10 protein-coding genes are annotated in these 16,046 nt (G+C 58.7%); 4 read left to right on the forward strand and 6 right to left on the reverse strand.

Annotation, left to right across the window (positions count from 1 at the left end; translation table 11 throughout):
• Nucleotides 1-96: 96 nt before the first annotated feature.
• The 5 genes from GQR90_RS02625 to GQR90_RS02645 form a co-directional block, all read right to left on the reverse strand.
• Nucleotides 97-1,287 (reverse strand): MFS transporter, encoded by a 1,191-nt coding sequence (locus GQR90_RS02625; protein WP_158775259.1) that lies wholly within the window; start codon nucleotides 1,285-1,287, stop codon nucleotides 97-99.
• A gap of 134 nt (nucleotides 1,288-1,421) precedes the next feature.
• Nucleotides 1,422-2,258: a DUF2927 domain-containing protein gene (locus GQR90_RS02630; protein ID WP_158772768.1), complete on the reverse strand. Its 837-nt coding sequence runs from the start codon at nucleotides 2,256-2,258 to the stop codon at nucleotides 1,422-1,424.
• A gap of 154 nt (nucleotides 2,259-2,412) precedes the next feature.
• Entirely contained in the window at nucleotides 2,413-4,005 is a 1,593-nt protein-coding gene (locus tag GQR90_RS02635; RefSeq protein WP_158772769.1) for a solute:sodium symporter family transporter, read from the reverse strand.
• Between the two features lie 429 nt (nucleotides 4,006-4,434).
• Entirely contained in the window at nucleotides 4,435-6,030 is a 1,596-nt protein-coding gene (locus GQR90_RS02640; RefSeq protein WP_158772770.1) for a solute:sodium symporter family transporter, read from the reverse strand.
• Between the two features lie 352 nt (nucleotides 6,031-6,382).
• Nucleotides 6,383-8,065 (reverse strand): alkaline phosphatase D family protein, encoded by a 1,683-nt coding sequence (locus GQR90_RS02645; RefSeq protein WP_233266401.1) that lies wholly within the window; start codon nucleotides 8,063-8,065, stop codon nucleotides 6,383-6,385.
• A 215-nt stretch (nucleotides 8,066-8,280) separates the two neighbouring features.
• On the opposite strand from GQR90_RS02645, the gene GQR90_RS02650 reads away from it, so the two are divergent.
• From GQR90_RS02650 to GQR90_RS02665, 4 genes are all read left to right on the forward strand, one after another.
• Nucleotides 8,281-8,910 carry a DUF924 family protein gene (locus GQR90_RS02650; RefSeq protein WP_325064284.1) on the forward strand — a complete coding sequence of 210 codons (630 nt, stop codon included), beginning with the start codon at nucleotides 8,281-8,283 and terminating at the stop codon, nucleotides 8,908-8,910.
• A 99-nt stretch (nucleotides 8,911-9,009) separates the two neighbouring features.
• On the forward strand, nucleotides 9,010-9,255 hold the full coding sequence (locus GQR90_RS02655) for a GlsB/YeaQ/YmgE family stress response membrane protein (RefSeq protein WP_043333988.1): 246 nt from the start codon (nucleotides 9,010-9,012) through the stop codon (nucleotides 9,253-9,255).
• Nucleotides 9,256-9,490: 235 nt separating this feature from the next.
• On the forward strand, nucleotides 9,491-11,755 hold the full coding sequence (gene katE / locus GQR90_RS02660) for a catalase HPII (RefSeq protein ID WP_158772771.1): 2,265 nt from the start codon (nucleotides 9,491-9,493) through the stop codon (nucleotides 11,753-11,755).
• Nucleotides 11,756-12,202: 447 nt separating this feature from the next.
• Nucleotides 12,203-13,729 (forward strand): catalase, encoded by a 1,527-nt coding sequence (locus GQR90_RS02665; RefSeq protein ID WP_158772772.1) that lies wholly within the window; start codon nucleotides 12,203-12,205, stop codon nucleotides 13,727-13,729.
• Nucleotides 13,730-13,887: 158 nt separating this feature from the next.
• Here GQR90_RS02665 and GQR90_RS02670 read toward each other — a convergent pair whose 3' ends face one another.
• Complete coding sequence (locus GQR90_RS02670; protein ID WP_158772773.1) at nucleotides 13,888-15,981, reverse strand: S9 family peptidase; 2,094 nt, start codon at nucleotides 15,979-15,981, stop codon at nucleotides 13,888-13,890.
• Between the last annotated feature and the right edge of the window lie 65 nt (nucleotides 15,982-16,046).

A 16,046-nucleotide genomic window follows, 5' to 3' on the forward strand; every position in this document is an offset into this window, starting at 1 on the left:
TGGAGTTGAACATCAAGGGCTTCCCTATCGGTAAAGGCGTCGGCGCTCAAGATGATCATTGAGCCAAGAACAGTATCGACGGCCGTCATCTTTCTTCTATCGACGCTCTTCTATCTGCGGGCGACGAGTGCGCAAGGCAAGCTGACGCCATGCCAACAGGCCAATGGGCAGCAGGCAGAGTGGCATCAGCCACTGATTTAGCAGCACCCAACCGATACTGCTGACCAGTGGTCCCGCCAGCAGTGCGGTGATGGCGCCGGTAGTGAACACGAGAAATTCATTGGCGGCCTGAGTACGGGCTTTTTCGCTCGGCTGATAGCAGGTGGTGAGCAGGCTGGTGGCGGGCAGGAAGGTGAAATTCCACCCGATGCCGAGCAGGACAAGGCCTAGGAAGAAGCCGTTGGTACCGCTGAGGTATTGTGCCGTGATCAAGCTGGTCAGCAGGAAGGCACAACCACTGACGATCATTGCCCCTGCGCCGAAGCGCGCGGTCAGCCGTCCGGTAAAGAATGAAGGCAGGAACATGGCGACCACGTGCCATTGAATGGTGGTCGCGACATGATCGAAGTCATGTCCGACGGAGGCCATCGCCAGTGGCGTTGCCGTCATCGCCAGATTCATCACCCCATAACCGACCATGGCGCTGAGCACGGCCAGCAGGAAGGTCGGCTGACGCAGGATCACGCCCAGCGGGCGTGCAGGTACTTCGTTATTCTTGTTACTCGCTTCAGCTTCGCGGGGCAGGCGAATGAAGGCCAGTAGTATCAGTGCCAGTAAATAGAGTGCAGCCAAACCAATGAAGCTACCGAGGAAGGGCGTATCGGCCAATGCATGGCTGGTGCGCGCAAGCCAAGGGCCGAAGAAGGCAGCTAGCACGCCGCCGCCCATGACGAGCCCGATGGCGCGTTCACGCTGCTCGGGCGGCGCAGCTTCCATCGCGGCGAAGCGATAAAGCTGACCGAAGCCAATCCCGATGCCCACTAGCCAGGTCGAGAATAGAAAGAGCCCAAAGTGCTGAAGTGATAACGCCAATACTGCGAGTCCCGCGCCCACCAGGCCGCATAGATTGCCGAGCACAAAGCCGCGTCGACGTCCCAGGCGTGCAGTGATCAACGAGGCGGGGATGGTGGCGCACATCAGGCCCAGCCACTGAGTGGCGACAGGCGCGGTTGACCAGGTACTGGAGGCAAGCTGTACCCCTATCAGCGGAGATACCGCGATCAGCAGGATATTGCCGCTGACCAGCAAAGCCTGACATAGCGATAACAGAGTGACCGCTAGCGGCATTCTGGTCTGAGTCGATGAGGGCATGAGAAGAGGCTCCGGCTCCGTGAGGCACCCGATGCGCCCCCATTGATTATGCCTCTGCCCATGGCGGGCAATGCAACCATTCGCCAGAGATCACCCGTGTGATGGCGTGATCATTCTCCTGCCCATTCGCGCAGGCTGCCCTTGCGCACTCGTCGAATGGCGTGGGTCAGGTCACCCTGGGCTGCCAGCGATTGAATGACGCCCGGAAGTGCAGCACGAACTTGAGCTGAACTCATGCCTGCCGAGAGTGCCGGGGAGTACAGCATCTTGAGCAGCACGTAATCCAGCGGACTCAGCCAGGTATCGACACTGACGTCACTGAAGACGGAAGGATAGACATCGTCTGAGTCATTGGGCAGACCCATTATCTGGGCGGTTTCCTCGACGACGCAGTCCACCAGGCGTGCCTTCTGGCGGGCAAAATCTGCAGGTATCAGGATAAGGCCGCTATTGATGCTGTGGTCCTCGGCTGTCTTGAACAGTGTCAGGCATACCCCTTCACGCAATGCCTTGCGCATGCCCGGAGTGCTGGCCTGCTGCTTCCCGACATAGGCGGCGGCTTCTCGAGTCATGTGATGGTAGGAAATGAAGGCAATGCGCAGATTGGCCTCCTTGGCTGAGGAGACAAAGCTGAGCGGTTGGCCGGTGATGACGGACAGATGTCGGAATTGCACCTTGCTGAGCGTATCCTGCAGGCGTGTATTGCCCAGCTGGGAGTCGATGTTCACCTTGATGGGTACCTGCCAGCGCACCAGTGGGGCACTGACCCCGGGGCGATATTCGCGCTTGAGTGCCACCTTCATGAAGCTTGAGATCAGCACATCGGTACGCTGCCAGCGCTCGGCGGCTTGACTGGTGGTCGTTGCCGGCAAGGTGACCAATAGCACGAGCCATAGTTGCCAGCGTATGCAGAGCGGAAAGATGGCGAGGCGTGACAGAAAGGGCATGAACAGACTCTTTGCTGTTTAGGGAAGCTTTCAGCATGCCTCAAACAGACTCCTGAAACACGACGCCCCGCATGTCTGAAGAGACAATGCGGGGCGTTTACGCATTTGCTGACGATTTCGTGAGAATCGCCAGTGTGTGAAGCAGGTCTCAGCGTTAGATAAAGGCCAGATAGATGGCGATGACCAACACGACGAGAACCAGCGCGCAGACTTTGGCGCCTTTCCACGGCGTCATGTCGATGGCACCGACATCCTTCTGAATCCACGGCTCTTCACGTGGTGCCAGCTTGCCGATGATCAGCATCATTGCAATCAGCAGCACGAACACCAGACCGACGAAGTGGAACTCATGAATGCTATCCAGCACGCCAGAGAAGGCCGGCACGAAGTAGACCCCTCCAATCACGGTGCAGCCGATGAAGAGGGCGAGGTTGGCAGCAATCGTCGGCACGCGGCGGGTCAGCAGGCCCATCAGCACGACGGCGAAGATCGGGATGAAGTAGATGGCATTCATCTTCTGCAAATAGCCGAACAGACTCTCCTGACCGGCCAATAGCGGCGCCAGCGTCATGGAAGCAATCGCCAGTACCCAGCCAAAGCTCTTGGAGACCTTGACCACTTCTTCGTCGCTTGCATCGCGACGAAGATGCGCCTTGTAGATGCCGGTGGAGAACAGCGTGGTGGTGGCGTTCAGCGCTGAGTTGAAGGACGACAGGATCGCCCCGACCATCGCGGCAGCAAAGAAACCGGTCAGCGGTGCAGGCAGCACATCGAACACCAGCTGTCCGTAAGCGCTGTCCGCCTTGACGCCGGAAGAGGCATACAGGTGATAGGCGATAATGCCTGGAATCACCAGATATAGCGGGCCGAGCAGCTTGAGGGCGCCGGTCAGCAGCACGCCTTTCTGGCCCTCTGCCAGGGTCTTGGCGGCAAAGGTGCGCTGGATGATCTGCTGGTTGGTACACCAGTAGAAGAAGTTGATGATCATCACACCGGTGAACAGGGTCGAGAAGGGCACCGACTGATCTTCACTGCCCATGGAATTGAATTTTTCCGGATTGGCAGCAACCAGCGTATCCCAGCCAGCCATCACGCCCTGGCCGTCACTGACAGCATCAAGGCCGAAATAGACGATCAGCATGCCGCCGATCAACAGTCCCACGCCATTCAGCGTATCGGAGATGGCGATTGAGCGCATGCCACCGAACAGGGCATAGATGGAGCCGATGATGCCCACGATCCAGATGGTGATCCACAGCAGTGCGTTGGGTGAGCTGATGCCTGTCAGGGTGGGGAGGTCGAGCATGCCTTTCAGGCCGATGGCGCCCGAATAGAGAATGATCGGTAGCAGGATGACGGCGTAGGCAAACAGGAATATCAGGTTGGTGATCAGCTCGGTACTGCGGCCATAACGCAAGGCGAGCAGTTCAGGAAGCGTGGTGATACCACTTTTCAAAAACCGTGGCAGGAAGAACAGCGCCATCACGACCATCGCGATAACGGCCATGACTTCCCATGCCATCACCGATAGACCATCGGTAAAGGCAGCGCCGTTGAGGCCGACCATCTGCTCGGTGGAAAGATTGGTCATCAGCAAGGAACCCGCAATCAGCGGGAAGGTCAGGCTACGCCCGGCCAGAAAGTAGCCGGTGGAATGCGAGGTATCATCGCGGTGCGTCCACCACCAGGTCAGCAGTGCGACCAGGCCAGTGAAGAACACGAATGATATGAGTGTCAGGGCATGCATGAGAGAGGGTTCCTTGATGCCAGACTGCTACAACGCAATGCGCTGCAATATCGTCAGTCAGGCAGTGTCTATACAATGCACACAGCAGGCTGTGCCATCGTCCTTGAAGAGACTCACCGGTAACATTTACGGTAAGTCTGGCGATAGTGTAGGTATCTGCTGCGATCTTGCTATCCGCCATTTGTAGATAATACGTTGGTTTTATACTGACATTTCCCGCGTAATCAGCCTTTGAAACGTTCCCATGATGTATCCCGTCAGATTTTGGGGGTGAAGTGGGTAGCGAAGTTGCGGATGTTTACGGAAACGTGCCGGCGTCGCGTATTCAATGATGGATAACCGTCACCTGACTAACGCCAGCGCCCCGCCATCGGTAAAGATGACAGGGCGCTGAAGATGGAGAGCATGTTGATGGAGTGACGGTACTCGTTAGCCAGCGAAGGCCAGATAGATGGTCATGACCAGTATCAGCAGAATGACACTGGCAACACGGGTGCCTGCCCAAGGTGTCATGTCGATGGCGCCGACATCTTTCTGAATCCACGGTTCGGTACGTGGTGCCAGCTTGCCGATCACCATCATCATTGCGATGAGTACGATGAGTACGATGGCGATAAAGTGGAAGTTATTGATGTTCTCGACCAAGGCGGCCAGAGCCGGCACGAAGTAGAACATGCCGATGATCACACAGCCCAATACTAGTGCCAGGTTGGCTGCGATAGCAGGTACGCGCTTGGAAATCAGGCCGACCACGATCACGGATAGCAGCGGAATGTAATAGATGGAGTTCACTTTCTGTACATAGACGAACAGGCTTTCCTGATTGGCCAGCAGCGGCGCGATAACCATCGCGGCGGCCGCCATGATCCAACCGGCCCACTTGGAGATCTTCACGACCTGCTCGTCGCTGGCATCACGATTGATGCGTGCCTTGTAGACATCGAGACTGAACAGCGTCGCTGTGGAGTTGAGCGCTGAGTTGAAGGACGACAGAATTGCGCCGACCATCGCGGCGGCAAAGAAGCCGGTCAGCGGTGCGGGGAGTACATCGAAGACCAGGCGACCATAGGCAGCGTCAGCCTTGATGCCGTCACCTGAATAGAGCTGGAAGGCGATGATGCCTGGCAGCACCAGATACAGCGGGCCGAGTAGCTTGAGTGCACCGGTCAGCAGCACGCCTTTCTGACCTTCGGCCAGTGTCTTGGCGGCAAACGTGCGTTGAATGATCTGCTGGTTGGTACACCAGTAGAACATGTTGAGCAGCAGCACCCCGGTGAACAGCGTCGAGACCGGCACTGACTGATCAGCGCTACCAAGCGAGTTGAGCTTCTCGGGATGGCTTTGCTTGAGAATCTCCCAGCCAGCGGCGATACCGTTGCCGTCACTGACGCGATCCAGCCCGAAGTAGACGATGATCATGCCGCCGATCAGCAATCCGATACCGTTGAGGGTGTCAGAGATGGCGATCGATCGCAGGCCGCCGAACAGGGCATAGATAGCGCCGGCGATGCCGACGGCAATCACGGTGCCGGTCAGCAGCACCATCTGGGAGTCGATGCCGGTCAGAGCATGCAGATCCAGCACGCCCATCAGCCCCAGCGCGCCGGAGTAGAGAATGCTCGGCAACAGGATAATGGCGTAGGCCAGCATGAAGATCAGGTTGGCGAGCAACTGGGTAGTGCGATCAAAGCGCAGGGCCAATAATTCCGGCAGGGTGGTGATGCCGCTTTTCAGGAAGCGTGGCAGGAAAAACATCGCCATCGCCACCAGTGACACGACTGCCACCACTTCCCAGGCCATCACGGAGAGGCCGTCGGTGAAGGCGGCTCCGTTGAGGCCGACCATCTGCTCGGTGGACAGATTGGTCATCAGCAGCGAGCCTGCGATGATCGGGAAGGTCAGACTGCGTCCAGCGAGAAAGTAGTCGGTGGAATGGCGGGTATCATCACGTCGAGTCAGCCACCAGGTAATGACGGCGACCAGCCCCGTGAAGAACACGAAGGAGCTCAGGGTGAGGGCGTTCATGGCATTTTATCCTTATGGAACAGGGCTCGGAGGCCTGTTTTCGCTTCACACCCTTCCGCGTTGTCTTCATCTCACCGTTGGCGCGGCGTATCGAGATGAGATTTCAGAGAAATGGGAGAGCAAGGCGTACCGGTCAGTGTCGGGGATACCTTGCACGCTCACCATTAGTAATTTGTCGGACATTTTTCGGCAATTGTCTGATTTGTGCAGACATAGCCAGACGGCGCTTATGGGGGCGATGTCACCATGAAAACGCCCCGCCTCCATCACGTCGAAGGGACATGATGGAGGCGGGGCGCCAAGGGAGTGCCGTACGATATCGCGCTTCAGCGGCAAGGCTGCCGGCGTGTCATCAGGCCATCGCGCCTGCCGGTGTCAGCACCTGCTGATAGAGCGAGGCACCGTGAATGTCCTTGAGCGTGACGGTCAGTGCTTCACTCTCCGGATCAAGATCCACCTGGCCGAAGAACTGGAAGCCTTCACTAGGTGACATGTTGGAGCGACCTTCCGGTGGCGCCTTCACGAATTCAAGTGACGGGCCGAAGGTATTGTCCAGCTCACCGGGGCCATAGGTGCCGGCGTGTATCGGACCACTGACGAATTCCCAGAACGGATTGAAGTCCTTGAACACGGCGCGATCGGGGGAGTAGTGATGCGCAGCGGTGTAGTGAACATCCGCCGTCAACCACACCAGGTTCTGGATGTCGTGATCACGCACGAATTTCAGCAGTTCCGCGACTTCCTGCTCGCGTCCCAACACCTCACCATCGCCGTTGGCACCGTTCTCGAAGTTGTCGCCATCACGTACCAGCAGCCCGATCGGCATGTCAGAGGCAATGATCTTCCAGGTGGCGGTGCTGGCCTTGAGAGATTGTTTGAGCCATGCGAGCTGATCACGGCCCAGGTAATCGGTTTCCGGCCCACGGCCTGACTGGCGGTTGGCGGAGTTGGGCCCGCGGAAGGTGCGCATGTCGAGCATGAACATCTCAAGACCCGGCCCGAAGCTGAAGTTGCGGTGGATGCGCTCTGGCGCATCAGGGTGGGTACGCAGCGGCATGTTCTCGAGGAAGGCGCGCTTGGCATTGGCGGACAGCACATCGAGATTCTTCTCGGTGTAGCGGTCATCCTCGAGAATTTCCCCCGGGTACCAGTTGTTGGTGGTCTCGTGATCATCCCACTGCGCAAACATCGGCACGTCGGCATTGAAGCGGCGCAGGTTTTCATCCATCAGGTTGTAGGCGTACTGGCCACGGTACTCATCCAGTGTCTCGGCGACCTTGGACTTGGCCGGCGTGACGATGTTGCGCCAGAGGCTACCATCATGCTGAGTGACGCTTTCCTCGACAGGGCCATCGGCATAGATGGTGTCACCGGAATGCAGAAAGAAGTCCGGCTTGACCTGACGCATGGTCTCATAGAGACGCAGGCCACCGAAGTCCGGATTGATGCCCCAGCCCTGGCCGACCGTATCGCCAGACCACACGAAGCGCAGCGCACGCGGCTTCTGGGCACTCGGCGGCAGGATCAGGCGGCCAGAGGTCGCCTCGCTGATGGCCTTGTGATCGTCCAGTGCGGCATAGCGCACGCGATAGAACACCTCACCCTGTGCATTGGCACGCGTCCCGATGCGCGTCAGGTCCAGCTTGCTGGTCAGGCCATCCGTCGGCAGTGCTACCGGGCCGCGTACCTGGAAGGCACCGCGCATCTCGGCATTGTCGGCCAGCTCGATCAACATGCGTGACGGCTTGTCAGTCTGGCTCCAGAGCATGGCGCGGCTGGCGGTGATATCACCACTCATCACGCCGGACGGCATGCGCGGGCGGCGTCCTTCCGCCATCACGATGGAAGGTGCGCCCAGCAGGCCACTGGTCGCCAGCAGGCCGAATCCTGCCCCTTGCAGACCACGGGCCAACAGCTTGCGGCGATCCATGCGCGAGAGTTCGCCCGTCGTCGTGGCCGGAGTGGTGAGCGTCTCGGGCGGGCGCGTAGCATTTCGGTTGCGCGGCAGGAGTAAGTCAGACAGGCGGCGGGACATGTAAGCTTCCTTGTGTTCAACCAGATGTCAGGAGAGCAGCGGACGGCGCTCTTGAGAGCCGCTACTGTCGCCGCTCAAGATGACGAAAAGGTGTCAGCGCCATGATGATGCGCATTTAACGAAGGCTGAGCGACACCATGATGTCGCCTGTCATTGCAGATGGCCCTGTGGGCTATCTCCTGTTCCGCGGTATCGATGCTTCTGCTGGAGGTTGCATGTCGAATTCCCGAGTCAGTCCCTCAACCGTCTCTACTGTTGATTGCGAAGCCCCTGCACAGTACGCGCAGTTGATGGCGGAGTGTCACGAAGAGGCGCGCGGCATATTGAAGTTCTGGTTCGTCGAACTGACGACCAAGGATTGGTTTCGCAAGAGTGAGGCGTTGGATACCACCATTCGTCAGCGCTTTGACGAGTGTCTGCAGCGTGCACTGGCGTGTGAGCTATGGGAGTGGCGCACGTCGTCTGGTGGACGGTTGGCGGAGATCCTCGTGCTGGATCAGTTTTCCCGCAATATCCATCGTGATACGCCCCAGGCCTTTCAGGGCGATGCTCTGGCATTGGCACTCTCTCAGCAGGCGGTCGCCTCGGGGGATCTCGAGCAGCTCCCAGTGGCCTGGCAGCCCTTCGTGATCATGCCGTGGATGCATAGCGAGTCGGTGCGTATCCACGATGCGGCCGAACGACTCTTCGAGCGTGCAGGTCTTGAGGAAAATCTGCGCTACGAGCGACGTCATGCGGACATCGTGCGTAGATTCGGCCGCTATCCGCACCGCAACGGTATTTTGGGTCGTACCTCCACGCCGGAAGAGGTCGCTTTCTTGCGTCAACCCGGGTCCTCGTTTTGAAGAGTTGAGGTTTCACCCCTTTTAATTCAGGGGCACCGTCTCCAATGAAGTGGTAAATAGGTACTTAGAGCCCTTTCATCAGCAAGAAGGAGACAGTAGATGGGTATTATTCTTGGATTAATCATCGGTGGTCTGGCCGGCTGGATTGCAGGCAACATCATGCGTGGTGGCAGCTTCGGCATCCTTGGCAATATCGTCGTCGGTGTAGTCGGCGGTTTGCTCGGTAGCGTGATCTTCAAGCTATTGGGGCTGGCCTCCACTGGCATCATCGGCTCATTGGTTGTCTCGGTCGTCGGGGCAGTGGTGTTGCTGTGGATCGTCTCTAAGGTCAAGTCCAAGGCATGAGGACACGTTCGGGGCCATCCTCCGAGCCAGAGGTCTGAAGCGATGTAACATCCGGTGTCTGGATAGGTACCGGTAAAATGGCAGGGCTTCGTTTGCGTCACTGCGCCTGACTCTCTGTCATTGCTACGACAGGGGAAAGCCGTCACGGAAATGAGGCACATGAAGGCCGAGTCATCCTTCCTCCGTCATGTGGCATGGCGGATTGCGGATCTAGCGAAAACAGGAGTGTTTGAGCATGGCGAGCAATCAGAACGATTCTTCCTCACATTCAGCGAAAGATCCCAAGTCCTCGTCTGATGCCGACAGCAACCAGTGCCCGTATCATGATGGGCAGAACCGGTCTGCTGACGGTGAAAACCCGTATACCTATTCCAACCGCAATGGGCCGCATGACACGCACCCCAATGCAGGTGATGGTCAGGCAAAGGATGAGGGGTTGGACAAGTATCGCTCCAATGCCGAAGGGCATGACCTGCGGACCAATCAAGGGTTGAGAATCGCGGATAACCACAATTCGCTGAAAGCGGGTGAGCGTGGCCCGACCCTGATGGAGGACTTCATCTTCCGCGAGAAGATGAATCACTTCGACAACGAGCGCATCCCTGAGCGTATCGTGCATGCGCGAGGTTCTGCGGCGCACGGCTACTTCCAGGCCTATGACAACGCTGCCAAGTACTCCAAGGCAGGCGTGTTCCGTGACCCGTCGAAGAAGACGCCAGTCTTCGTGCGCTTTTCCACCGTGCAGGGTGCGCGTGGTTCCAACGACACCGTGCGCGATGTCCGTGGCTTCGCGACCAAGTTCTATACCGACGACGGTAACTGGGATCTGGTCGGCAACGACATCCCGGTGTTCTTCATCCAGGACGCCATGAAGTTTCCGGACTTCGTGCACGCGGTGAAGCCGGAGCCTCACAATGAGATACCTCAGGGGCAATCAGCCCACGACACCTTCTGGGACTTTGTCTCGCTGGTGCCGGAAACGACACACACCGTGCTGTGGACCATGTCGGATCGCGCCTTCCCGCGCCATTTCCGCAACATGGAAGGCTTTGGCGTGCATACCTTCCGCATGATAGACCGCGAGGGTGTCTCGCGTTTCGTCAAGTTTCACTGGAAGCCGGTGGCCGGTACCTGCTCACTCATCTGGGATGAAGCTCAGAAATTGTGGGGCCGCGACCCGGACTTCAATCGCCGCATGATGTGGGACGACATCAAGAAAGGCGCGCCGCTGGAATGGGAACTTGGCATCCAGGTCGTCGAGGAAAAGGACGAGCACAGTTTCGACTTCGATATCCTGGATCCGACCAAGTTGATCCCGGAATCGCTGGTGCCTGTCGTGCCGATCGGCAAGATGGTGCTGGACCGCAACCCGGACAATTTCTTCGCGGAGACCGAGCAGGTGGCATTCAATCCGGCCAACATTGTGCCGGGTATCGACTTCTCCAATGACCCGCTGCTGCAGGGGCGGCTGTTCTCCTATCTCGATACCCAGATGCTGCGTCTTGGGGGGCCGAACTTCCACGAGATCCCCATCAATCAGCCGGTCTGCCCGTTCCACAACAACCAGCGTGATGCTCAGCATCGCCAGACCATCAATACGGGTCAGGCATCCTACGAGCCCAACTCCATCGATGGTGGCTGGCCGTCCGAGACACCGCCGTCTGAAGATGCCCACGGTGGCTTCGAACCTCACCATGAGCGCATTGAAGCGCACAAGGTACGTGCGCGCAGTGAGTCCTTCGGCGATCACTATTCCCAGGCCACGCTGTTCTGGAATAGCCAGACTGACGTGGAGAAGGAACACATCATTGCCGCCTATACCTTCGAGCTTTCCAAGGTCGAGCGTCCGTGGATTCGTGAGCGAGTGATCACCGAGATCCTGCCCAATATCGATCTGGAACTGGCGCGTCGCGTAGGAGAAAACCACGGGGTAGCCACCCCGACAGCCAAGCCAGCACCCGCGGGTGAGCTGGGCAGCAGTCAGGTGGAAAGCGATTCAGCCCTCAGCCTGATGGCTCGCCTGCCGGACTCCATCGCCACGCGCAAGGTTGCCATCCTCGCGGCGAATGGTGTCGCGGTCGAGGACGTCAATGGCATCAAGAAGCAGTTGGCCGATGAAGGGGCCGAGGGGCTGTTGATCGCGCCCAGCATGGCGCCGATCAAGGCTCTGGACGGCAGCATGCTGTCGCCGGATGCGATGCTCAATGGCATGCCGTCGGTCACAGTGGACGCCGTGGTCGTCGCTGGTGGTGAAGACAGTGTCAAGGCGCTGAGCGCTTCAGGGCTCGGGCTCTACTATGTTCAGGAAGCCTACAAGCATCTCAAGCCGATTCTGGCCATTTCAGAAGGCCGTGAACTGCTGGCCAAGGCCGGTATCCCGGAAGAAGAGGGTGTCATTCTGGTCGGTGACGTCCTGGCTGCCAGCCTGCCGCTTCGCGATGCCATGATGTCGCACCGCATATGGTCACGTGATTCACGCGCCAATCAGATGCCAGCATGAGGCGCTAGCGCCCCACGAGGTATGATGTGACCCACCAAGCCCCCTGACCTTTGAAGGTCAGGGGGCTTTTTCATGGTCATGATGCGGTCATTTCCGCACGTGAAGATGGGGTGGCGGAGAAAGGTGAAAATAGGGTTGGCGATACCAGGGTCGTGTTCCTCTCGACGGGGTATAGTGCTGGCTGCCCCGCAAGCGGCGGTGATAGGTCACGGTTATCAACAGCATGCTGGTAATTGATTATCGCTAGAAGCATCAGATGCGTAAGGTAAGAAGGCATCAAGGGGCCATAAGCCAGCACATGCCGGGCAGGCATCGGCCCCGATCCGATTCGACAATGGGCTGCAGGCTTTCACATCAAGCAGCGCATGAAAATGTGACATCAGCAGTATCTGGCCTTGCCAGTCGAGTTTGATAGCGCTTTTTTCTACCTGACAGGAGAACGTCTACATGTCCCAGACCCCACGCTATACCACTGGTAACGGCGCCCCGGTGCCTCACGATGACATCAGTCAGACAGCCGGCCCGAATGGCTCCTTGACCTTCGACAACTGGCGCCTGTTCGAGAAGCTGGCGCATTTCAACCGCGAGCGCATTCCGGAGCGTGTCGTTCATGCTCGTGGTATAGCGGCTTACGGTACCTTTACCCTGACCCGTGACCTGTCAGATCTGACCATCGCACGCTTCCTGCAGAGCGTTGGCAAGCAGACGCCGATGCTGGCGCGTTTCTCCACCGTGGCCGGTGGCCAGGACAGCGGTGACAACACCCGCGATGTACGTGGCTTCTCTCTCAAGTTCTACACCGAGGAAGGCAACTGGGACATGGTCGGCAACAATACGCCGGTGTTCTTCATCCGCGAGCCGTCCAAGTTCCCTGACTTCATCCATACCCAGAAGAAAGACCCGCGTACCAACATGGTCAACTGGCAGAATCGCTGGGAATTCTGGGCCAACCATCCGCAGGCGCTGCACCAGGTCACCATCCTGATGTCCGATCGCGGTATTCCGAAGTCATTGACCACCATGGACGGCTTTAGCTCGCATACGCTGAGCCTGTGGAATGACAACGGTGAGCGTGTCTGGGTCAAGTGGCACTTCAAGACCGATCAGGGCCACGAGACACTGACCGATGACGAAGCGGCACAGGTTGCGCCAGACTTTCACCAGAATGATATGTTCACACGTCTTGAGCGTGGCGAGCGTCCGAGCTGGACCGTCAACATCCAGGTGATGACCGAAGAGCAGGCACGCAACTATCACATCAACCCGTTCGACCTGACCAAGGTCTGGCCACATGCTGACTTCCCGCTGATGGAAATCGGCAAGATGGAGCTGAACCGCAACCCGGAGAACTACTTCGCGGAAATCGAGCAGGCCATCTTCTCGCCGTCCAACTTCGTACCGGGTATCGGTGCCTCACCGGACCGTGTGTTGCAGGCGCGTCTATGGGCCTACGCCGATGCACATCGTTATCGCGTCGGTGCCAATGCCGAGCAGCTGCCGGTCAACCGTCCAGTCTGCCCGGTCAATCACTACCAGCGTGATGGCGTCATGGCTGGCATGTGCCCAGTGACAGGTCACGGTGGTGGCCCGTTGGGTGGCCAGGCGGGTCAAGGCACACCGGGAGAAACGAAGGAAGGCGGGCAGTATTCCCGCACCAACTTCTATCCGAACGAGCGTGCTGAGCAGGGTGCGCCGGTGCCTGATGCCAGCGTTGCTGAGCCAGCAATGCCGCTTGAACAGGATGCTTGGGTCGGCTATCACGACAACAGTGATGAAGATAACTACAGCCAGGCCGGTAATCTGTACCGTATCTTCGATGAAGGCCAGAAGACGCGTATCACCGACGTCATCTCCGGCACCATGGTGGGTGTCAGCCACGTCGTGCAGGACAAGATGATCGCTCACTTGCGTCAGGCAGATGCCGACTACGGTGATCGGGTCGCGACCAAGCTTGCCAAGCTCGATCCGCGCTAAGCATTCTGTACAGGTCGCTGCGCAGGCTCAGACAATGGTAGCCATTTATTGGCAAAGATGATCATTGACTGAAACATCAATGCCCCCGTCGGGACACCGACGGGGGCATTGTCATATTACGTGGCTACTTGTCTTGCGTGACTTTCATGACAACGGCGTCAGCTGACGTCACTTGCACCGAGCGCCCATAGCAGGAAAGCATCCTGGCGGGCATTGTCGCGCCACGCTTTGAAGCGGCCGGAGGCGCCACCGTGGCCAGAGCTCATGTCGGTGCGCAGCAGCACCGGATGCGGCGTGCAGTCCATCTGACGCAGGCGCGCATACAGCTTGGCCGGCTCCCAGTAGGGCACTCGCGTATCATGCCAACTGCCCTGCAGGAACAGCGGCGGATAAGGGGCTGCCGTCAGGTTGTCCAGCGGCGAGTAGGCGCGAATACGGCGACGTGCCTCGCTCTCGTGCGGGTTGCCCCACTCGGTGTACTCGGCGGTCGTCAGCGGTAGCTCGGGATTCTCCATGGTGCGCAGCACATCGACGAACGGTACGTCGAGCACGGCGGCACAGAAGGCCTCCGGGCGCTTGTTGAGGCTGGCACCCACCAGCAGTCCCCCCGCGCTGGCACCATAGGCGGCAATGCGTTCTGCCGCGCCGACGCCTTGCTCGACCAGCGCATCACGGGCGGCGAGGAAGTCGTGAAAGCTGTTTTCCTTGTGCTCAAGCTTGCCGGCCAGATACCAGGGCTCACCGCGATCACCGCCACCGCGCACGTGCGCGACTGCGAAGGCCACACCCCGCGTCAGCAACTCAAGGCGTCCAATCGAGAACCACGGGTCCAGCGTTTCGCCATAGGCGCCGTAGCCATACAGCAGCACCGGCAGTGGAGAGAACGGCCGACCTTCTGCATCACACAGATCACGGCGCATCACCACCGAGACAGGTACCTGTTCGCCATCAGCAGAGGTGGCCCAAAGGCGGCGACTGATCAGCGCATCGGGTGCGAGATCACCATGCACCGTCTGACGCTTGAGTAGATGACGTATGCCGGTATCAAGGTCGAGCTCTATCCAGCTGGGTGGCGTGGTAAAGCTCTCTTCGCGAATGCGTAGACGGCGTGAGTCGAAGTGAGGGCAGTCACCCAGCCCCTGACTCAACGGCTGTTCGGGCAATGACAGGCGCTCATCACGCGTGATGGTATCCGGGCCTGATGCTGCATCCTCGAATTCCATGACACGTAACCAGGCTTGCGCCTGACGGTGATCTCGTTCGTCGACCATCACGCCCCAGCTGAAGGCCTCAACGCCTTCCAATGTCACTTCATCGCGCGTCGGAATCAACGGCAGCCAGTCGCCGGGAGCGCTTTCTGGCGCGACATCGAGCTGGAAGTGCGGAGCATTGTGGTTGTGCAATACATAGAAGTGGCCTGGACGGTGATCGATACCGTACTCGACACCCGTCTCACGGCCGCGCACCAGTATCATCTCGGCCAGAGGCGTCATCGCGGGCAATAACCAGGATTCGCTGGTGTCCTTGGAGGCCGTTTCCAGTACCAGATACTCGCGTGAGCGGGTCTTGCCCATGCCGACCCAGAATTCGCTGTCTTCTTCGCGATACAGCAGGGTCTCGTGGCGACTTTCAATGTTGAGACACCAGATCTCGAAGGGACGCTGAGTACTGTCGTAACGCGTGAATAGCAGATGCTGGCCATCTTCTGCCCAGGAAAGATCCGGGCCGATATCCTCCAGCAGGCACTCGTCTTGTTGCCCTTGCTGGCGGACGTTGCTATCGCTCGCATCCAGAATTCCGAGCCTGAGGCTAAACACCTCGTCGCCGCTGGTGTCCAGAGTCCACGCCAGTCGTTGTTCGTCTGGCGAGATAGACATGTCGCCCAGCTCCACGAAATCGTGGTGGCGTGACAGGGTTTGCAGGTCGAGCAGGCATTCATGACGCGTGGTATCTGCCGGATCGGCGTCGAGAGGGTAGCGCCACCACACCGGATAATCGGCATCGGCGGCGGTCTCGCTCCAGTAGACGTAATGATCCAGGGCTTCCGGCAGGCTGGAGACGGCCAGTTCACGGCGTGCCAGGTGGCCGGTATACAGTGCATCGGCAAGTGGCATCAGCGGCGTGAACCACTTGTCGCTCTCGGCATTGGCTGCGGTGAGGAATGTCTCTACCTCAGGCGTGTCTCGCGCCTCAAGCCAGTGCCATTCTGGGTCATCGGCACGATAATGACGCTGGACAGGACTGTCGGACATGGCTACCTCGTGAAAGTCGGGTGCTCGAGTGTGTCGGGCGGGCTTGGAGTGTAACATTGAGCGTG

Source organism: Cobetia sp. L2A1 (assembly GCF_009796845.1).
Taxonomy (GTDB): Bacteria; Pseudomonadota; Gammaproteobacteria; order Pseudomonadales; family Halomonadaceae; genus Cobetia.

Bases quoted from the DNA above. Each gene is read 5' to 3' on its own strand.
- GQR90_RS02635 (WP_158772769.1), bottom strand. From the start codon at position 4,005: ATGCATGCCCTGACACTCATATCATTCGTGTTCTTCACTGGCCTGGTC.
- GQR90_RS02625 (WP_158775259.1), bottom strand. From the start codon at position 1,287: ATGCCGCTAGCGGTCACTCTGTTATCGCTATGTCAGGCTTTGCTGGTC.
- GQR90_RS02665 (WP_158772772.1), top strand. From the start codon at position 12,203: ATGTCCCAGACCCCACGCTATACCACTGGTAACGGCGCCCCGGTGCCT.
- katE (WP_158772771.1), top strand. From the start codon at position 9,491: ATGGCGAGCAATCAGAACGATTCTTCCTCACATTCAGCGAAAGATCCC.
- GQR90_RS02630 (WP_158772768.1), bottom strand. From the start codon at position 2,258: ATGCCCTTTCTGTCACGCCTCGCCATCTTTCCGCTCTGCATACGCTGG.
- GQR90_RS02650 (WP_325064284.1), top strand. From the start codon at position 8,281: ATGTCGAATTCCCGAGTCAGTCCCTCAACCGTCTCTACTGTTGATTGC.
- GQR90_RS02645 (WP_233266401.1), bottom strand. From the start codon at position 8,065: ATGTCCCGCCGCCTGTCTGACTTACTCCTGCCGCGCAACCGAAATGCT.
- GQR90_RS02670 (WP_158772773.1), bottom strand. From the start codon at position 15,981: ATGTCCGACAGTCCTGTCCAGCGTCATTATCGTGCCGATGACCCAGAA.
- GQR90_RS02655 (WP_043333988.1), top strand. From the start codon at position 9,010: ATGGGTATTATTCTTGGATTAATCATCGGTGGTCTGGCCGGCTGGATT.
- GQR90_RS02640 (WP_158772770.1), bottom strand. From the start codon at position 6,030: ATGAACGCCCTCACCCTGAGCTCCTTCGTGTTCTTCACGGGGCTGGTC.